Consider the following 16,472-nt stretch of genomic DNA (forward strand, 5'->3'; position numbering starts at 1 on the left):
ACTACCCGTTAACTACCGATGGAGTCAATATGTCTGAAAAATTTACTGCACACGGGAAATGCCTTTGTGGCGCCGTGACATTCACTGCGGCCGCTGTGGTAAAAGAAATTGGCGCATGTCACTGCAGTATGTGCCGCACTTGGTCCGGCGGACCGTTTCTAGGCCTAGACTGCGGAACACAAGTCACTTTCATCGGGGACGTATCCAGTTTTTCGTCTTCAGACTGGGCTGAGCGAGGGTTCTGCCCACACTGCGGCACACACTTATTTTATAAGCTAATCGGCAACCAGACATTCATCATGCCGGTTGGCCTATTTGATGCACAAACGGACCTGGTCTTTGACCATCAAATATTTATTGACGAAAAACCATCGTATTACAGCTTCAAACAAACAACACCGACGATGACCGGCGCCGAGGTTTTCGCCGCTCTTGCGCCAAAAGAATAAGCTAGCTAACGTAACACGACTTAGAGTTTGCAGAGTGCTTGTCAAAAAAACACACTGCACGGCAACAGAACTTAATCGAGCTATGCTATGCGAACGCCAAGCCTAACTCAAAGGCATATAGGCGCGACAAGATGCTTGGCATTCCCGTCCGTTGACGGCTGGCGGTTTGGCACAATCAGCGGAAAGCAAAACCCTTCGTTGTAAAAGACCACACCATTAAGCACTCGATTAGGTATTGATCCAGAAAACGGCTCACCACACACAGCATCGTTTGCGTAGACCGCAAGATCACTATTCTCAAGATAGGCTTCACTGTCCTCGCTATTGGAGTAAAACAAGGTATTGGAGCTCACTACCATAAGCCCCGTAGTCTCAAACGAGTCGACAATAAAATCACTTAAATCAAGCCGAGTAAATTTATCAAAGCCTTGAGATTGAATAGAAAAATCAGACACTTTCCGCCAACTCTCAGACCGAAGTTCGGACCCTAAATAACTGCCCTGCTTAGTAAAAATCCGCAATCGGTGAGTGCCCGGCGACAGTGATAAACCAAGCGCATTGACCGTAATGGGCTTGGCTTTAGCCGTGATATCAAGATAGTTGCCAGTACAACTATTACCGCCTTGATTGCTAAGTAAAATACGCTCTGCCGCTTGCACACCACAACATATGCCCAACCCCAGCGAGGCAAGCATCACCAACAATATGTTCTTCATTTTTCAACCCTAAACCTAGACCCAGAAAACCAACATCCATTCTACTGCATCGACTAAATTTCGATTGAACGTACTCCGCCCCTCAATCGGCCTGCTCACAAACTTAGCACCACCATGCCATTAGCCTTTGCTCAGGCTCAAAAGTAATAAGTACCTGAGCGAACCAGTGCTTGCTCACACACCGACTATACAACGAATCAATTCATTAAGCAGATATCGCTGTGATTGATTCGCTGACAGCCTATGATTAGGTGAATTTCGACAATATCTGTGGACATGATTGAATCAAGCGAATTGCTCGGTTGATATCAACGTCTGGGTCGCACTCTTCACCGACCACGATAAACATTGTAACTTCGATTTCAATACCATTGGGCAAACGACAAATAATCGACTCGTTAAGTTGACGGGCTTGAATTTTCATAGGAACCTCCATGTTCTCAATTGAAATTCAGTGTAACCAGCAATACACTTCAGCGCCTCACCCAGTAGAGTGATTTGATGAGTGTTCGCATGAATAGTAACTCTCCCCCCAAGGGATGGGTCTATACGTCGGCGGCGCCGAGCCAACCGATCAACTGAAGACATTCCGTGCTTCACACCGAGTATAGTAATGACGACATCCGCCAAGCAAACTGCCGAGCTCACGCGACTTACGCAGGCATTAGTAACATTAAATGAGTCGTTACCGCAGCTGTTCAAAGATGCTTTCAATACTGAAAAATTGGCAGCGATCTCGAGTGAAGGACTATTTTCGCCTCAAGAAGACGAGCAAATGGGTTATTGGTTTGCACGCTTTATAACCATTCGTCGCAATTTGTGGTCCATCGTTGAAGCCGGCATTCAAACCACCGGCGGTATCAGCAAATTATCAGCCGAACGAGACTACCCTTTTTTCGTACTCGCCTATTCAGCGGTATGCTCACTAATAAGAATGGATCGCTTTTTGGTCGGCAAAGTCGCCACACACACCATTATTCAACGTAAGCTCAATGAAGCCTTACCTCAGCACCGCATTGAGCGTAAACAGTTTAGCGAAATCTATCAGGCACTGGTTCAACCTGCGAACGCGTTGCGTATTCACCAAGCACATCGCACCTTAAAGCGACACGCCGAAACGATTCAACTCGCGGTTAGAGACTCTCCGGTGGAATCCGTTTTGTCACGCCTACCGCAGCAGGAACGCTATCTGAATCTAAGCCGCAGACACTATTTCTTAGCTTGGCTCAAGTCCCGCAAGCTGGTGTGGCGGCGACGTGGCGCATCGGCTAAACAAAAGTCTCTGTTCACCGTATTAGAGTACAGCGGTCGACTAGCCTCTGAATTGTCGCTACCTAGACCCAAGAAAGTCACACCGACAGTCCGCGACCAACTCGCTAAGCTCATTCAGCCAGGCGACATTTTCATAACCCGTCATAGCCGCGCGCTAACCAATTTGTTTTTGCCTGGCTATTGGCCACATGCGGCATTGTATGTCGGCTATGAGCACGATCGCGACCGCCTGCAGATACCGCACGACCCGATACATCATCGCTTCTGGTGTGAGTCTGCGTGTACGCTCGAGGCACTTAAAGACGGCGTACATTTTCGCTCCTTAGCATCCACCTTAAGTGTCGACGCATTTGTAGTAATTCGGCCGAACTTTAGTCAAACCGATATCGCCCAAGCGCTAGGCCGAGTCGCGGTACACGCCGGTAAAGCGTATAACTTTGACTTTGATTTCTTTCGCGCCGACCAACTGGTCTGCACCGAGGTAATTTATCGAGCGTTTGATGGTATTGCTGGACGCCGCATCCCACTGCATGAACGAGTCGGGCGTAAAACCCTGTCGGCCGAAGACATTCTAGACCTCACTATTGAGTCCGACTGGGCGCAAGCGATTGCTATTTTCGGGGTTGGCGACAGCAAGCATGAACTCATCACCGACCACCGAGTTAACGCGGTGTTGCAACAAAGTTACCGATAAATGTTAGTTCAATCTCGCGAATCAAACACAAACTGGTTATGGTTTTTTTCAGCAGTACGTTATTCTATCTACGGTATTTTTAGTATCGCGAAAAACCTTTACCACCTTTGACTAACTCATGATTAATCAAATTCCAACCCTAGACATTTCTGACTTTGGCCACGACCCCGAGGGATTTACCAATGCCTTTAAACGAGCCTATACCGAATGGGGGTTTGCTGGCATTACCGGCCACGGTATTGACCCAGAGCAGATACGTAACGCATTCGCGGCGGCTCAAGCATTCTTCGCGCTGCCAGTTGAAAAAAAGACTCGCTACGAAACCGACGCCGTTGGTCGCTCCCGTGGTTATGTTCCCTTTGGCACGGAAAAAGCGAAAGACTCAGAATTTTCTGACCTAAAAGAGTTTTACCATGTTGGCCGCGAGGTTGCTGGCATCGCGCACCTCGCACCGAATGTGTGGCCGGCTGAAATTACCGCCTTCAGATCCAGTTTTGAGTCACTCTTTACATCACTTGATGACTTGGCTCACAGACTGCTACAAGTCTTCGCGCTGAGCTTGGAGCTCCCGCAGGATTATTTCGACACACGCGTCAATCACGGCGAAGCACTACTGCGGATTCTGCATTACCCACCAATATTGGATGGTAATGTTCCAAATTTAAGGGCCGCGGCACATGAAGATATCAACCTATTAACCTTGTTGGTCGGCTCGGAGCAAGAAGGTTTAGAAGTGTTGAGCCGGCAAGGCGAATGGGTACCGATCAGCATGATTAAGGGCACGATTATCTGCAATGTCGGCGACATGCTGCAACGCCTCAGTAACGGAACATTACCATCAACGACACACCGAGTAGTTAATCCACAGGGCGACAAGGCCAAGTCAAGTCGTTACTCAATACCGTTTTTCATGCATCCCAACCCGACCATGCGCTTAGATTGCCTACCGCAATGCGTTACCGACGATCAACCACTACAATACCCACCGATCACGGCTAGCGATTATTTAACCGAACGCCTTATCCAAATAGGGTTAATGAAATGAGTCGACCAATCATCAATATTGGTTCGATCAATATCGACTACGTTTACCGAGTGCCACATTTTGTGCAACCTGGCGAAACGCTTGCGAGCCAAACCCTAAGCAAAGGGCTGGGCGGCAAAGGTGCCAACCAATCGGTCGCCATTGCGGCGGCCGGCGGTCATGTTCAACACGTCGGCCAAGTTCATCAATCAGATGTCTGGGCAGTTGAGCAACTCACCGCCGCAGGGGTTGGAACTGATGCGATTCAACTATCAAGCGAAGCCAGCGGCCACGCTATCATTCAAGTAGACGACGCTGGTGAAAATGCAATTGTATTGCATGGTGGCGCCAACCAAACGCTTAAGCCAGACACCGTAAGCTCGGTATTAACACAGCACTCTGAGGCCGCGTGTCTGTTGCTACAAAATGAATGCAACCTGCTAGCTGATTCGTTCGCAATAGCTCATGAATTAGGCGTCGCCGTGGTTTTAAACCCAGCACCGATGACGCAAGACATTATTGACCTGCCATTACACCTACTCGATACGTTAATTGTGAATCAAGGCGAAGCCCAAGGCCTGACCGGTGAAATCGCGATAGATGACGTTGTACGTACGCTGCGTGACCGCTTACCGAATACTCGGCTAGTAATCACCTTAGGCGCTCAAGGTGCCCTCCTCGCGCATTCAGGGAAAATACTGGAATGCGCCGCTGAGCATGTCACTGCAGTAGACACGACTGGCGCTGGCGATACTTTTGTTGGATATTTTCTGGCTGGCGTAGTGGCGGGCTTGAGCGATCAAGACTCCTTAGCCAGAGCCTGCCTTGCCAGCGCAATTGCGGTTACCCGATCGGGAGCCATTTCTTCCATACCAACCCTCGATGAACTGAGTCGATACAAGAACTGAAACATGCCAAAAATTATTCTAGATACCGACCCAGGTATTGATGATGCACAAGCTATTGCCTTTGCCATTGCCCATCCGGATATCGAGCTGCTGGCACTCACTACCGTGTTCGGCAATGCCTCGGTAGCGCTAACAACACGCAACGCGCTGTCGATTTTGAGCGTGTTCGGCCGGCCCGACATACCCGTTTCGGCAGGCGCTGAGGTGCCATTAGAAATGGCTCCGTTCCCGGCTCCCGATTTTGTCCATGGGGCCGACGGTATCGGCAACATCGATCTACCCGAGCCCAGCACCAAAGCACTCAATGAGACTGCCGCGCAAACCATTGTGCGCCTTGCTAGAGCGCATCCCAGTGAGATCACGTTGGTAGCCATTGGCCCGTTAACTAACATCGCGCAGGCAGTCACATTAGACCCAGAATTACCAAGCCTATTGAAAGAACTAGTGGTTATGGGCGGCACGGTACATCAGGCTGGCAATGTAACGCCGCTGGCTGAAGCAAACTTCATCAATGATCCGCACGCGGCAGACATCGTGTGCGCGCACGACTGGCCACTATCAATTATTGGTCTAGATGTAACTCTGCAAACCGTTTTGCGCGACCATGATTTGGCCACAATCAGAGAATCTTCCGGCAAAGCAGGTCAGTTCTTGTGGGACAGTAGCCGCTTCTATATCGATTTTTATGCAAGCCGTTTAGAACGCGCTGGCGACCTAGACCGAGCCTGTGCAATGCATGATGCCAGCGCATTAGTTTACACAGTCGAACCGAGCGCCTTTGGGTTTATCAGCGGACCAGCTCGAGTCATCCATGATGGCGTCGCACTGGGTCAACTCACTATTGATACACAACGTGAACCTTATTTACTACCATATTGGAGCGATCTCCCCGACTGCCGAGCCGCGATTGAGGTCGATGCCGACCGCGTACAATCACTGTTTATTGAGACCCTCATCAATTTTCCATTTTCGTAAATAGTATTAACGCATGGCAAAACTCTACTTTTACTACTCGACCATGAATGCGGGTAAGTCTACGACGCTGCTGCAGTCCAGTTTCAACTACCGAGAACGCGGCATGCATACCTTGTTGCTAACCGCGGCGTTTGATGATCGTTACGGCAAGGGCAAGGTCAGCTCACGAATTGGCTTGTCGCAAAGCGCCGACCTGTTTTCGGATGGTGATGACCTGTTTAAACACGTCACGCAACGTCACTCCGAAACACCCATCCATTGCGTGTTGGTTGACGAGGCACAATTCTTAAGTCAAGACCAAGTCTGGCAACTCAGCGAGGTGTGTGACGAATTAGGCATTCCTGTGTTGTGCTACGGCATCCGAACCGACTTCCAAGGGCATCTATTTAATGGCAGCCAGTGGTTACTGGCCTGGGCCGATGTACTGGTCGAGTTAAAGACGATTTGCCACTGTGGTAGCAAAGCCAATATGGTGGTACGCGTCGACCAACAAGGTGAAGTTATCCAGCAGGGCTCTCAAGTCGAAATTGGCGGCAATGATCGCTACGTTTCGCTGTGTCGCCGCCATTTTAAAAGCGCCTATAAAACAGTCGAGTAATCAGCTAAACAAAAAAAATCATTTTTTTGAATCCACTTTGGCCAGTCAGGCATCTAACTTTATAGAAACACCAATTACGGTATTTCGTAAATAGATTGGAGCAAAAAAATGAAACACCTAGTTCTTAGCTTAACCATGATCTCAAGCTTACTTATTAGCGCCACGTCGATGGCAAGCGACATCACTAGCCATACGATCGCCGGCAACACTACGAGCGACCATAAAATTGACACTGTGTATGTCGTTTCAAATGGCGATGCTGCCAACTTTGAAGTGTATAGCCTTAACATCGCACAATCAGCCATTGAAGACTCAGTCGAGCTTATGGTCGAAAGTTTTTCTGACAAGTTAGCAAAAGGCAACACGAACAAAGTTAGCATTGACGCTAGCGCCGGCTCAGCAATCTAATGCTGGTGGTTCAAAGCAGATGGCTGTCGATGATTTTAATCACAGCCATCTAGCAGAGACACTCAATCAGAACTGACAACTAGCAATCCCACGCCTCAGCAAAACTTTCCAAGCGAAACCAATTCGCGCTTATTGCCTATCATCTACACGGCACGCTAATTCGCCACATAATTCGGATAAACATACGCCTCCTCCTTCTCGATACGCTCAAGAAGAGCATCACCAACCAGCTTCAAGCGCTCGACAAAATCCGCGTCGTAGTCAGTTTTTTTAATGGATTTATCCAAAAACTGCTTAATACCGCGCGCCAACTTATCCATTTCAGTTTTGATCGCGGTAACCGCTTCTTTCTGGCTCGGCTTACGCGCCGAGTTACGCAGATATATATAAAGCGAGGTGTTTTCCTGCAATAAGTGTCCGACTAAAAGATCCTTAAATTCGATTAGATATTGCCTGGTTAGCTCATTTTTATGGTTTTGCGCAGCCGTCAAAGTCTTCCAATAGACTGCCATTAAATCTCGGTGCTGTTGTTCAAGCAGCGGCACGAGCTTGGGTTTGTAGGCTATTTTAGTATTGGGGGCAAATTGGGTAGTTGAAGGAATTTGGCTTAATGGAGTATTAACCACTTCTCGACTAACCGGTGTGGCCTTGTCGGGAGAAAGGCGTTCTATCAATTTTTCTAACATGGTTGGGTATCCTGTTTTTTCTGGTTAACTCGGACGCTGATCATGCAACACGCGCCGTGTAATTAAATCTAAAGCGAGCTTCCCAACCGAGCTCGTCAAACGAATATACACCAGAAATGTTCAAAAAATGTGATAAAAATCAACATTTTGCAGGAACCACTATTGAACCGAAGGTCAACTATTAACCAACTATTTACAAAACTCAGACTGAAATCGACTCTTCAGCACGCTGCGTCAATACCTCGAAACCACGATTGGTTACTAACACCGTATGCTCCCATTGGGCTGACGGCTTGTTGTCACGCGTAACTACGGTCCAACCATCTTTCTGTAGCTTTGTATGTCGCCCACCCATATTGATCATGGGCTCAATAGTGAACGTCATACCGGGCTTTAAAACTAGGCCCGTACTAGGTCGACCATAGTGTAAAACTTGAGGTTCCTCATGCATTTCACGCCCAATCCCATGGCCACAATATTCACGCACCACACTGTAGCCAGCTAACTCCGCGTGTCGCTGAATCGCAAAGCCTATGTCACCTAATGTTGCACCCGGACGCACTGACCGTATGCCCTGCAACATCGCTTGATAAGTTTGCTCGACCAAGCGCACGGCATTATCTGGTGCGTCAGGTAGCGTATACATCTTGCTGGAATCGGCGATATACCCATTCTTCTCTAGCGTAATATCAAAATTGACGATATCGCTCGATTGCAATTTGCGCTGAGCACTTGGCATGCCATGACATACCTCATGATTAATTGATGCATTCAGCGCAAACGGGTAGTTGTACTGACCAATACTGGCCGGTCGCGCCCGCAGATGCTGCCGAATATAGTCAGTTGCCGCATCGTTTATCTGCATCGTGGTAACGCCCGGTGCAACTATCGAGTCTAACATTTCGAATACTTGCGCCAACAAACGGCCCGCCTCACGCATTTGTTCAATTTGCGCAGCCGACTTAATGATTGGCCGGTTTATATTATTTCTCATCATGGTTTAGGCAGAAGCCTCAGCATCCGGCGCCACGGCCGGCAATAGGTATTGTTGTAAAATATCGTTGTATGTTAACTCTGGGTTTAACTCACATAACCGCCCCAAACGAATCCAAAATTCAGCCTGAGCATTAATCGAACGCGACATGGACTTGCTCGATACTCTAATTTCGTCATGAAGTTGATCACTAATCTTTAGTATTCCCACAATTCAGCCTTACCCTTTATATGTTTCGTATACAAAACATATAATACTGATTTTTGCTAAATCGAGCTAGTTAAAAATTCTCTGGAAATAGACATTTTTGCCAGATGCCTGACGAACGACAAGCACTCGTCGCCTCCTGTTCAAGCAAATTTGGTTTATAATGACGCCGAGCCAATGAACCGAATTGTTAAAACAGTCAAAGAAGGCACTGCATGCGTGGGTTGAGAACGATTAGCTATTTTTCTGAGGAAGCGGAAGTTTTGCATAAGCGAATACCGCCCCGCATTAATGTCGAGCGTGAAGCCTTGACTGATACTAATAAGCGCGCGATGCGCTCGTTTTTGAAACACATCGAGGCTGGAAATTGGGAACGTTCAATTAAGTATTTGCGCCGATTGTCAAAATCCAATTTGTTTCTGACTGCGGTCGCCCGTGCAGGGTTTGTGGTGAAACACGCATCGCACCTAAACCGTCGTGAAATCATTAATCGCGTAATTCTAGCAATAAACGAACGTAACCGTGCGCCATGGTTAAAAGGCGTGACTTACCACGGTTACGTCAATCAGGTTTCAAACGCGCTGTTTACCGAATTCCGCTGCGACAGCGTGGCGGCTTACTTTATTATCAAAGATAACAAGATTCGAATTAACCGCGGCTGGGCACAGGGCTGGACGCCTGAAAAAACGGCTCGCCAAATGCAGCGTTAACCACGCTTATTCAGCCTTGGGCTGATCACCGAAGTTATACACCAAACTCAGCATCGAAATCGTATCAGTCTCATCAAGCATCGGCGCGGGGTCAGTATTGTGCCGCACTAACAGCTGTGCTTTAAGCGAGAATCGTGCGTTCATAGATACGAACAGCGCCGCATCGCTTTGCACAAAGGTATTGTCTGAGCCAATCTCACTCTTAATATTCCATTTAAACTTAGTGTTCTCAGTGATTTGCTTTTTGAACTTTGAACGAAGTACTCCCGTGGCACCACCAACATCGACAAACTGAATTTCATCAGTACTGCCAATTTCCGGCAAAATCACTTGCTCAGCATCTCGGTAGCCCACACCAATACTGGTTTCCCAGGTGAGCGTTTCGGTATCAAACACCTTATAACCGTAACCAGCCGACACACTGCTTTGCTCGTTAAAACCGTCGAATTCGTCATCCAAATAGCTCAGACTAAAAAACAAATTACTACGCTCGGTCAATTCGCGTTTCAGCGTATAACCAGCTTCAACACTATTCGCTGAATCCAATCCGTTGTTAGATGACTTATATACTGACAAATCAAATTCGTTAGACCAATCTTGATTAGTCCAAAGAAATGCTAAGCCAAGATTGACTGTCTCGCTGTCGGTATTACCGCTAGCCTTTTGTATACCAGCTTCGCCCTGACCAGACCAGCCGAGAGGTTCATTCGCCGCCGCCGCAGAGGCAACGGTAAGCAGTAGTAAAAACAAGTTAGTTCGCATGATCTTTAATCTGTATGAGAGTTTCCCAAGTATCGAAATGACGCTTTGGGTAATTTTAGTCGGCGCGTAGTGTGCCACATCCGCCACAAAAATAAACCCGTGCGGGACGAAAGATCAATTGGTTTAGCGAACAGCTGGAACAAGCCACGTCAGATCCCAGCAGGGCAAACTAACCTGGACTCACTGACTGCATCGGTGCGCAGACACCCGAGCCTGATTTCAAGCCCTGCCCTCACAAACAGCAAAGACCTTTTACTTACGCCTTTCCGTGGCGAATCGGTTTCAGCTAATGCGGTTTCGACTGATTGGAATCTCGTCGACTGATAGCATCTTGATTTGCCAATAATTTTCGCAAAGCTGCGGCGCTCGATGGCGGCAACGAAGTTAAGAAATTTCGCTGCAACTCTACTCTCAAACGCTTGTATACCGCATGTAATCGATCGTCTTTGCCCTGCATCAACATGGCCTGCTCAGACACTCGAAACAACACATCATCGGCATCCACGTTGATAATAGTACGATTCAGTCGATATAGTGTTAAGGCAAACTCTGAAACCAACGCGAGTGCCTTTGCGGACAAATACTTTGTGTCCATTTCCTCAATATTCATGTTTCCCCCCAACCTAAACTGTGTTGTCGCCTCATTTAGTATTGCACCACAATTAGGCAAACAACAAAATAGTCCTTAAAGACTAGTCCTGACCAAGAACAGTCTTAGCTCACTAATAGAAGTTTAGTAACAGAATCCGATATATCAACTTTTTATATTTATTAAATCGACGCCGCCGAGCAAGCAAGAAACTCAACTCACAGCTAACCAGCGATCGATACATCGATTAACTAATCTAGTCAGAGCGCTATACGATCAATGAAATACGAGGCCCAGATGTAATCGCTAGGCCTCTAGAAGGGTAATCCGAATAACTAGAGCGCGCGTTTCAAGCGCTTATACGTTTCTTTAAGCTCAGAGCCTAAGATCGACACTGCGTCGCCTAATTCGTGGGCCGACTCGTCCGTCGCTTGGCCGAGCTGACGACCTTTGGACTGCAGGTGCTCCCATTTTTCCTCAACCCCCTTCCATTCGTCACGAACCTCCATACTGGCGAGGTGTACTTTTACATTTAACTCATCACGCTCGCGCTTGAGAGTGGAAATAAGCGATTGGTATTTATCTTTAACATCAGCGGTCGTTTTCATATTGAACTCCAAATAAAAGTAAACTAGGTTCTAGAATAACGAATGCTTGAACAATTAAATTGACCCATGTCAAATAAATGTCATTCTGCTAAGCTTTGACATCATTTTCAGCGGTACCCCGTAGCCCTTTACCCAAGCCTGTAGTCTCACTTACACTGCATGACTACAGATATTTACAACAACAAGCCACTTGTTAGGAACATGGATTAATGAGCAAACCGAGCATCTTATGTATGTTTTCTGGCGGCATAGACTCGACCGGAGTACTGCACACGCTAATCACTGATGAAGACTTTCACGACCGCGCATTGATTGTGCACCACATCATTCTGCAGAATCGAGAAAATCGCGCTCAGGCGGAGATGGAGTCAGTACGCAAAATCATCGATTTTTATCAAGCAGAACATCCACATAGAGGCTTCACGTACACCGAGAGCGTATTCAATACCACCGGATTTGCACCGCTAAAAGCTAGCCGCTTCCCTTTCGATATGGATGTGTGCGCATTCACCGCCGGCAATATCAGCGTGGCTCGCAAAGACGTTCGACAAGTAGCCATGGGCCGCACTAAGACCGATGTCGAATCAGGCGGTGATAATTTTCAAAAGAGAATGGAGCGCGCTCAAACTATTTATCGCGCGGTATATTCATTGGAGCCAGAGACTATTCCAGAGTATATCTTCCCAGTCATCAATATGACCAAAGAAGAGATTTGGGACAGCCTACCTGAGCCGGTTCAAAGCGCGACATGGTACTGTCGGCATCCACAATATCGCCCAGGTGGGCATGCTGAGCCATGCAAGAAATGCCCCACCTGCAAGGAAGTCAGCGAGTTTATAGCGCATGGCTGAAAAATATTACGCGGAGATTTTTAAACAAAACGGCGCATCCTACCACCAAGCGATGCAACTCCAAACTAACGCTCGTGATCAAGAATTTCTCGCCGCTTTATCATATCTCGAGCTAAAAAAGGGCGATAACATTCTTGATGTTCCGGCTGGTGGCGGATATTTAAAAGCGTATCTCCCTGACGGGCTCGATTACTTGGGCTATGATTTCGCAGGCGCATTCGGGCATGGTCAAACGAATGTGACTACCTGCGATGAAACCCTAATCGAACTGCCGAATAACAGTGTCGACAACATAATCTGCCTAGCAGCACTACACCACGTTGAGGACCGGCTTGGATTTTATCAAGAGCTAAAACGTATATTAAAACCAGAAGGGAAATTGATCATCGGTGATATTTTACAACATAGCCCGCAGGACGCCTTCTTAAACAACTTTGTTGACCAGTGGAATAGCCTAGGCCATCAAGGCGACTTTCTTCAGCCACAACGAGAACAACAAGAACTCGTTAGCGTCGGCTTCAGAAGTGAATTAACTCAAGAAAATTTTGATTGGATCTTCAGCAACCGAGAACAGGCCAGAGACTATTTTCGGCTGCTCTTTAGTATGGACAAACACCCTGAGGATAGTGCGATAGATGACGCAATGGAAAAATTGGGGACAAAAAGCACCAGCACACATTTTTATGTGAACTGGTGCTTAGGGTTTATCAGCGCAACGATAAGCAGAAACGACTAGATCACTTCCTAGACACTAACTCTATAAGCAAAACACGACTGCTTTACCACCTGCAATCGGTACGACAAAGCAAGCGTCCTTCACATACTCAATTGAGCCAATATCACAGGCACCGTCATTGCGATAAAAATCTCGTTGATCACGAGGCAAATCAAACTCGCCTCCACAAAGGAACTGTTGGCCTGCATCAATAGCCGGACTATTGTTGACTAAGTTGTGTGTAAAGGTTCGCCCGCCGTTATTACGCAGCGGACCAATAATGGACCTCAATGCCGTTGCATCAGGGTTAGGCGCACCACCGGAAACATCGCTAGTCGCTACAAAGCTCGTATCAGAATTATAAAAGCCAGCCGTACTACTCGACGTGAATACCGAGTCAACATATGTGTTACTGGCTTCCCCCAAAATACTACCGAAGAACACCGTGTTAGCGAAGTCATTCACCGATACCTCTTTACCGACCAGCCCACTTCGGTTGCCCGAAACAATACTATTCAGCACGAAAAGCTCGCCGCCATTAACGACATTAACACCACCACCTTGGCTCATGGCGTAATTGTTTGAAATAGTGGAATTATAGCTGGCCATTTCACCTCCTTGAGTAACATAGACTCCCCCACCATTATCTGCACGATTACCAGATATCGTACTGTTACGCACAGAGGCGATAGCTGCAGAACTCAGCGCGATACCACCGCCTTGCAGCCCAACTGTGCCGCTGAATGTGCCGACCGAGTTGCTTGAAATAGTAGATTTGTCAATAATAAGTCTACTAAAATATGCAGCACTTATTCCCGCGCCTTCCCCACCACTTGCACTATAACTAGTGCCTGTTAAATAGTTCGCCGACACCGTAGTGTTGGTAAGCGATGCGGTGGACTGATACGAAATGCGCAAACCTGCCCCTGCCTGGGTGGCGGTGTTATTCGACACCATCACATTACTGAGGGTTAATGCGCTCGCGTACACTGCAATACCACCACCAGCAAAACCGCTAGAACCATTAGATATAGTTAAATTACTCAGCTGTAAATCCGCATTGTAAGCTCGCATTACTTGAACCCCATCATTACCGCTAATACTTAGGGCACCCACTTTTTGACTTGGGCCTTGAACACTCACAGCAGAGACTATTATCGGAAGCTCATCACCTAAGGTGATCATAGAACTGCCATTGGGTGGAAATACAGCGGAATCAAATCGAATATTAGTCAGGTCGTAGGCTACGTCGCAGGTACTACCTGTACGAGGTATTTCGCCGCCCTCCCCACCTTCCCCGCCAATAATACTGGTACTGATCAACGCATCTCTGAGCGTACAGGCGCTGATAGCATCGCTTATCTCATCACCAGTGTTATCGACCAACAGCGTTCCAATCGAGACATCAATCGAGCCAATATCGCATGCCCCCGAAGAATGAGCCTGGCCCCGCTGATCAAAACCAGAAACCGGGCTAGCCCCGCATACGGTGACATCGCCAGCGTTTAACAATGGGCTGCCAAACAGAGGCATATAAAATGATTGATATACAGGGTATACCGTCTGTGTTGCGCGCCCATAATTCACGTAGCTCGTATTCACGCTTGCACCAGCAATAGCGAACTCACCACCATCGTTCGCGGATTTAACCTTTAGTCGGCTTAATTTAGCGTCTCCATCGGCAACGCCATCGCAACTCTCATCGGAGAAGAAATTATTGATATTTTGGCTAAGACTTGATCCAGCTTCAAAGTCACATAAACTGAGTTCACCGCCGTAAGAATTACCCAGCACGCCGCCTATACTAGCGAAATTTGACTTAGAAATAACTGTATTGATCAGCGCGACTGAAGAGTTATCGTAGGCGAAGATTCCCTCTGCTTTCGCGTCGGGACCAAATTCTCCGCCTTCACCACCAACGATCGTGCTGTTTACAATTGACAGGCTACTTCCACCAAGCAATATAGCTCCGCCATAAAGCGCAACTGAGTTTGCTCGAACTAGATTCCCAGACACCGTACTGTTACTGATCGTATTACTGGAATTAATGGACGCCGATAAGGCAATTGCAGCACCACCTACCAACGAAGGACTACCATATTCACCACCAATAAAGTTGTCTGAGAGAGCCGTCTTGTCCATCGAAAAAGTAGTACTTCCATTCACGTCAATGGCGCCACCTTGCTCATACGCTTCATTAGCAGTAAAGTTTGAATCAGAAATAACTAACGGACCTGGACCCGCTATAATCGCACCGCCGTTTGTTCCTGCTCGATTACGACTGAAATAGCTCGATGCAATTGTGGTATCCGTAACACTGCTGATTGCACCACCTGAATATCCCGCTGTATTTCGACGAATATCCGAGCCCGAGATCGACATACCCAACGTCCCGGTAGTGTGGATAGCGCCGCCGTGGTATGTAGCAGAGTTACGTTTAACGGACGACTGAGTCACGGTTAAACTGGAGCCGCCAACCAAAGATATCGCACCGCCAATACCGGCCGAATTACGATAGAGATTTACATAATTCAGCTCAACGTGTGACCCGCTAGCCAAGATACCACCACCCGATTCAGGTGGGTCACTTGGATTAACTCGATTATCAGTCACCGAGCTATTATTGAGAGTCAAACTTGCGTCTGTGACACGTATTCCAGCACCGCCACCATCGCCAGCTTGCAAAAGCCCTTCATCGAGCGCCAAATCATTAATCGTCACCACTGCTCCTGCGGCAATATCAATCAGCCTTTTCGCCGTCAACGTAGCAGTGTCTCGAGTGATGATAGAGTTGTTACCATTGATAGTAACCGCGCTGTTAATAAGTAAGCCTTCGGTACCAGGATTGTCCAATACAAAGCGAGCATTCGCGTACAACTCGATAGTGTCTGCACCACTACCGGCAACACAAAACCCTACCGCAGAATCCGTATTCGCAGAGGCAATAGCATCGTACAAGTTGCACTCGTCAATGGAGCCTGGCGCATCAACCGTGATAGTTGCCGCACGTAAATTTGTTGGAATTAGCGCCTGACCGACGGCGAGAGCAATACAGCTTTTCTGGAAATTATTTAAGGGGGGCATTTTTGTATCCGCTGCTTTTATTCTTAAATTTTATTTATATTATGACAATAATTACCGAGTAGATAGACAGATTTGGCAGTTTTGTAGCAAATCAGCTTACGACTGCCTACTATTTTTGCTAGTTCAAGCGCGAAGATTACCAATCGATAATGATTCGAGCAATGTCAGCCACGTTGACTCATCAAGCGATATGGTTAAAAATCGTCAGGCAAATGAAACAAA

19 protein-coding genes are annotated in these 16,472 nt (G+C 47.5%); 10 read left to right on the top strand and 9 right to left on the bottom strand.

Annotation, left to right across the window (positions count from 1 at the left end):
• The first annotated feature begins 29 nt into the window (after window positions 1–29).
• On the top strand, window positions 30–449 hold the full coding sequence (locus tag DFR28_RS01130; protein WP_113952464.1) for a GFA family protein: 420 nt from the start codon (window positions 30–32) through the stop codon (window positions 447–449).
• Window positions 450–556: 107 nt separating this feature from the next.
• On the opposite strand, the gene DFR28_RS01135 is transcribed toward DFR28_RS01130, so the two are convergent.
• A complete protein-coding gene (locus DFR28_RS01135) occupies window positions 557–1,165 on the bottom strand; it encodes a hypothetical protein (RefSeq protein ID WP_147250888.1) in 609 nt (202 codons plus the stop codon).
• A gap of 247 nt (window positions 1,166–1,412) precedes the next feature.
• Window positions 1,413–1,589, bottom strand: coding sequence for a hypothetical protein (locus DFR28_RS19610; protein ID WP_170131923.1), 177 nt, complete (start codon window positions 1,587–1,589; stop codon window positions 1,413–1,415).
• A 189-nt stretch (window positions 1,590–1,778) separates the two neighbouring features.
• Between DFR28_RS19610 and DFR28_RS01145 the strand changes: the two genes are divergently transcribed.
• The 6 genes from DFR28_RS01145 (at window position 1,779) to DFR28_RS01170 (ending at window position 7,044) form a co-directional block, all read left to right on the top strand.
• The gene (locus tag DFR28_RS01145; RefSeq protein ID WP_113952467.1) at window positions 1,779–3,131 is read left to right on the top strand and encodes a YiiX/YebB-like N1pC/P60 family cysteine hydrolase; all 1,353 of its coding nucleotides are present in this window, start codon (window positions 1,779–1,781) and stop codon (window positions 3,129–3,131) included.
• Window positions 3,132–3,249: 118 nt separating this feature from the next.
• Window positions 3,250–4,176: an isopenicillin N synthase family dioxygenase gene (locus tag DFR28_RS01150; protein WP_113952468.1), complete on the top strand. Its 927-nt coding sequence runs from the start codon at window positions 3,250–3,252 to the stop codon at window positions 4,174–4,176.
• On the top strand, window positions 4,173–5,063 hold the full coding sequence (locus tag DFR28_RS01155) for a ribokinase (RefSeq protein WP_113952469.1): 891 nt from the start codon (window positions 4,173–4,175) through the stop codon (window positions 5,061–5,063). Before DFR28_RS01150 ends, DFR28_RS01155 begins: the two co-directional genes overlap by 4 nt.
• A 3-nt stretch (window positions 5,064–5,066) precedes the next feature.
• Entirely contained in the window at window positions 5,067–6,038 is a 972-nt protein-coding gene (locus tag DFR28_RS01160) for a nucleoside hydrolase (RefSeq protein WP_113952470.1), read from the top strand.
• A gap of 13 nt (window positions 6,039–6,051) precedes the next feature.
• Complete coding sequence (locus tag DFR28_RS01165; RefSeq protein ID WP_113952471.1) at window positions 6,052–6,636, top strand: thymidine kinase; 585 nt, start codon at window positions 6,052–6,054, stop codon at window positions 6,634–6,636.
• A gap of 108 nt (window positions 6,637–6,744) precedes the next feature.
• The gene (locus DFR28_RS01170) at window positions 6,745–7,044 is read left to right on the top strand and encodes a hypothetical protein (protein WP_113952472.1); all 300 of its coding nucleotides are present in this window, start codon (window positions 6,745–6,747) and stop codon (window positions 7,042–7,044) included.
• Window positions 7,045–7,199: 155 nt separating this feature from the next.
• Here DFR28_RS01170 and DFR28_RS01175 read toward each other — a convergent pair whose 3' ends face one another.
• From DFR28_RS01175 to DFR28_RS01185, 3 genes are all read right to left on the bottom strand, one after another.
• Window positions 7,200–7,730, bottom strand: coding sequence for a hemerythrin domain-containing protein (locus DFR28_RS01175; RefSeq protein ID WP_113952473.1), 531 nt, complete (start codon window positions 7,728–7,730; stop codon window positions 7,200–7,202).
• A 202-nt stretch (window positions 7,731–7,932) separates the two neighbouring features.
• On the bottom strand, window positions 7,933–8,712 hold the full coding sequence (map, locus tag DFR28_RS01180) for a type I methionyl aminopeptidase (protein ID WP_425455467.1): 780 nt from the start codon (window positions 8,710–8,712) through the stop codon (window positions 7,933–7,935).
• An 18-nt stretch (window positions 8,713–8,730) separates the two neighbouring features.
• Window positions 8,731–8,934, bottom strand: a complete 204-nt coding sequence (locus tag DFR28_RS01185) for a ParD-like family protein (RefSeq protein WP_113952474.1) — start codon at window positions 8,932–8,934, stop codon at window positions 8,731–8,733.
• Window positions 8,935–9,146: 212 nt separating this feature from the next.
• On the opposite strand from DFR28_RS01185, the gene DFR28_RS01190 reads away from it, so the two are divergent.
• On the top strand, window positions 9,147–9,641 hold the full coding sequence (locus tag DFR28_RS01190) for a hypothetical protein (protein WP_113952475.1): 495 nt from the start codon (window positions 9,147–9,149) through the stop codon (window positions 9,639–9,641).
• Window positions 9,642–9,647: 6 nt separating this feature from the next.
• On the opposite strand, the gene DFR28_RS01195 is transcribed toward DFR28_RS01190, so the two are convergent.
• The 3 genes from DFR28_RS01195 to DFR28_RS01205 form a co-directional block, all read right to left on the bottom strand.
• The gene (locus DFR28_RS01195; RefSeq protein WP_113952476.1) at window positions 9,648–10,403 is read right to left on the bottom strand and encodes a DUF481 domain-containing protein; all 756 of its coding nucleotides are present in this window, start codon (window positions 10,401–10,403) and stop codon (window positions 9,648–9,650) included.
• Between the two features lie 286 nt (window positions 10,404–10,689).
• Entirely contained in the window at window positions 10,690–11,013 is a 324-nt protein-coding gene (locus DFR28_RS01200) for a hypothetical protein (protein ID WP_113952477.1), read from the bottom strand.
• A 314-nt stretch (window positions 11,014–11,327) separates the two neighbouring features.
• The gene (locus tag DFR28_RS01205) at window positions 11,328–11,600 is read right to left on the bottom strand and encodes a hypothetical protein (protein WP_113952478.1); all 273 of its coding nucleotides are present in this window, start codon (window positions 11,598–11,600) and stop codon (window positions 11,328–11,330) included.
• A gap of 209 nt (window positions 11,601–11,809) precedes the next feature.
• Here DFR28_RS01205 and DFR28_RS01210 point away from each other — a divergent pair, with 209 nt between their 5' ends.
• Both DFR28_RS01210 and DFR28_RS01215 read left to right on the top strand, forming a co-directional pair.
• Window positions 11,810–12,451: a 7-cyano-7-deazaguanine synthase gene (locus DFR28_RS01210; protein WP_113952479.1), complete on the top strand. Its 642-nt coding sequence runs from the start codon at window positions 11,810–11,812 to the stop codon at window positions 12,449–12,451.
• Entirely contained in the window at window positions 12,444–13,187 is a 744-nt protein-coding gene (locus DFR28_RS01215) for a class I SAM-dependent methyltransferase (RefSeq protein ID WP_113952480.1), read from the top strand. The genes DFR28_RS01210 and DFR28_RS01215 overlap by 8 nt, the downstream gene beginning before the upstream one ends.
• 21 nt (window positions 13,188–13,208) lie before the next feature.
• Here DFR28_RS01215 and DFR28_RS01220 read toward each other — a convergent pair whose 3' ends face one another.
• The gene (locus DFR28_RS01220) at window positions 13,209–16,250 is read right to left on the bottom strand and encodes a choice-of-anchor Q domain-containing protein (RefSeq protein ID WP_113952481.1); all 3,042 of its coding nucleotides are present in this window, start codon (window positions 16,248–16,250) and stop codon (window positions 13,209–13,211) included.
• Between the last annotated feature and the right edge of the window lie 222 nt (window positions 16,251–16,472).

Source organism: Arenicella xantha, assembly GCF_003315245.1.
Taxonomy (GTDB): Bacteria; Pseudomonadota; Gammaproteobacteria; order Arenicellales; family Arenicellaceae; genus Arenicella; species Arenicella xantha.

Coding starts and splice junctions, on each gene's coding strand:
- DFR28_RS01130 (WP_113952464.1), top strand. CDS start 30: ATGTCTGAAAAATTTACTGCACACGGGAAATGCCTTTGTGGCGCCGTG.
- DFR28_RS01135 (WP_147250888.1), bottom strand. CDS start 1,165: ATGAAGAACATATTGTTGGTGATGCTTGCCTCGCTGGGGTTGGGCATA.
- DFR28_RS19610 (WP_170131923.1), bottom strand. CDS start 1,589: ATGAAAATTCAAGCCCGTCAACTTAACGAGTCGATTATTTGTCGTTTG.
- DFR28_RS01145 (WP_113952467.1), top strand. CDS start 1,779: ATGACGACATCCGCCAAGCAAACTGCCGAGCTCACGCGACTTACGCAG.
- DFR28_RS01150 (WP_113952468.1), top strand. CDS start 3,250: ATGATTAATCAAATTCCAACCCTAGACATTTCTGACTTTGGCCACGAC.
- DFR28_RS01155 (WP_113952469.1), top strand. CDS start 4,173: ATGAGTCGACCAATCATCAATATTGGTTCGATCAATATCGACTACGTT.
- DFR28_RS01160 (WP_113952470.1), top strand. CDS start 5,067: ATGCCAAAAATTATTCTAGATACCGACCCAGGTATTGATGATGCACAA.
- DFR28_RS01165 (WP_113952471.1), top strand. CDS start 6,052: ATGGCAAAACTCTACTTTTACTACTCGACCATGAATGCGGGTAAGTCT.
- DFR28_RS01170 (WP_113952472.1), top strand. CDS start 6,745: ATGAAACACCTAGTTCTTAGCTTAACCATGATCTCAAGCTTACTTATT.
- DFR28_RS01175 (WP_113952473.1), bottom strand. CDS start 7,730: ATGTTAGAAAAATTGATAGAACGCCTTTCTCCCGACAAGGCCACACCG.
- DFR28_RS01190 (WP_113952475.1), top strand. CDS start 9,147: ATGCGTGGGTTGAGAACGATTAGCTATTTTTCTGAGGAAGCGGAAGTT.
- DFR28_RS01195 (WP_113952476.1), bottom strand. CDS start 10,403: ATGCGAACTAACTTGTTTTTACTACTGCTTACCGTTGCCTCTGCGGCG.
- DFR28_RS01200 (WP_113952477.1), bottom strand. CDS start 11,013: ATGAATATTGAGGAAATGGACACAAAGTATTTGTCCGCAAAGGCACTC.
- DFR28_RS01205 (WP_113952478.1), bottom strand. CDS start 11,600: ATGAAAACGACCGCTGATGTTAAAGATAAATACCAATCGCTTATTTCC.
- DFR28_RS01210 (WP_113952479.1), top strand. CDS start 11,810: ATGAGCAAACCGAGCATCTTATGTATGTTTTCTGGCGGCATAGACTCG.
- DFR28_RS01215 (WP_113952480.1), top strand. CDS start 12,444: ATGGCTGAAAAATATTACGCGGAGATTTTTAAACAAAACGGCGCATCC.
- DFR28_RS01220 (WP_113952481.1), bottom strand. CDS start 16,250: ATGCCCCCCTTAAATAATTTCCAGAAAAGCTGTATTGCTCTCGCCGTC.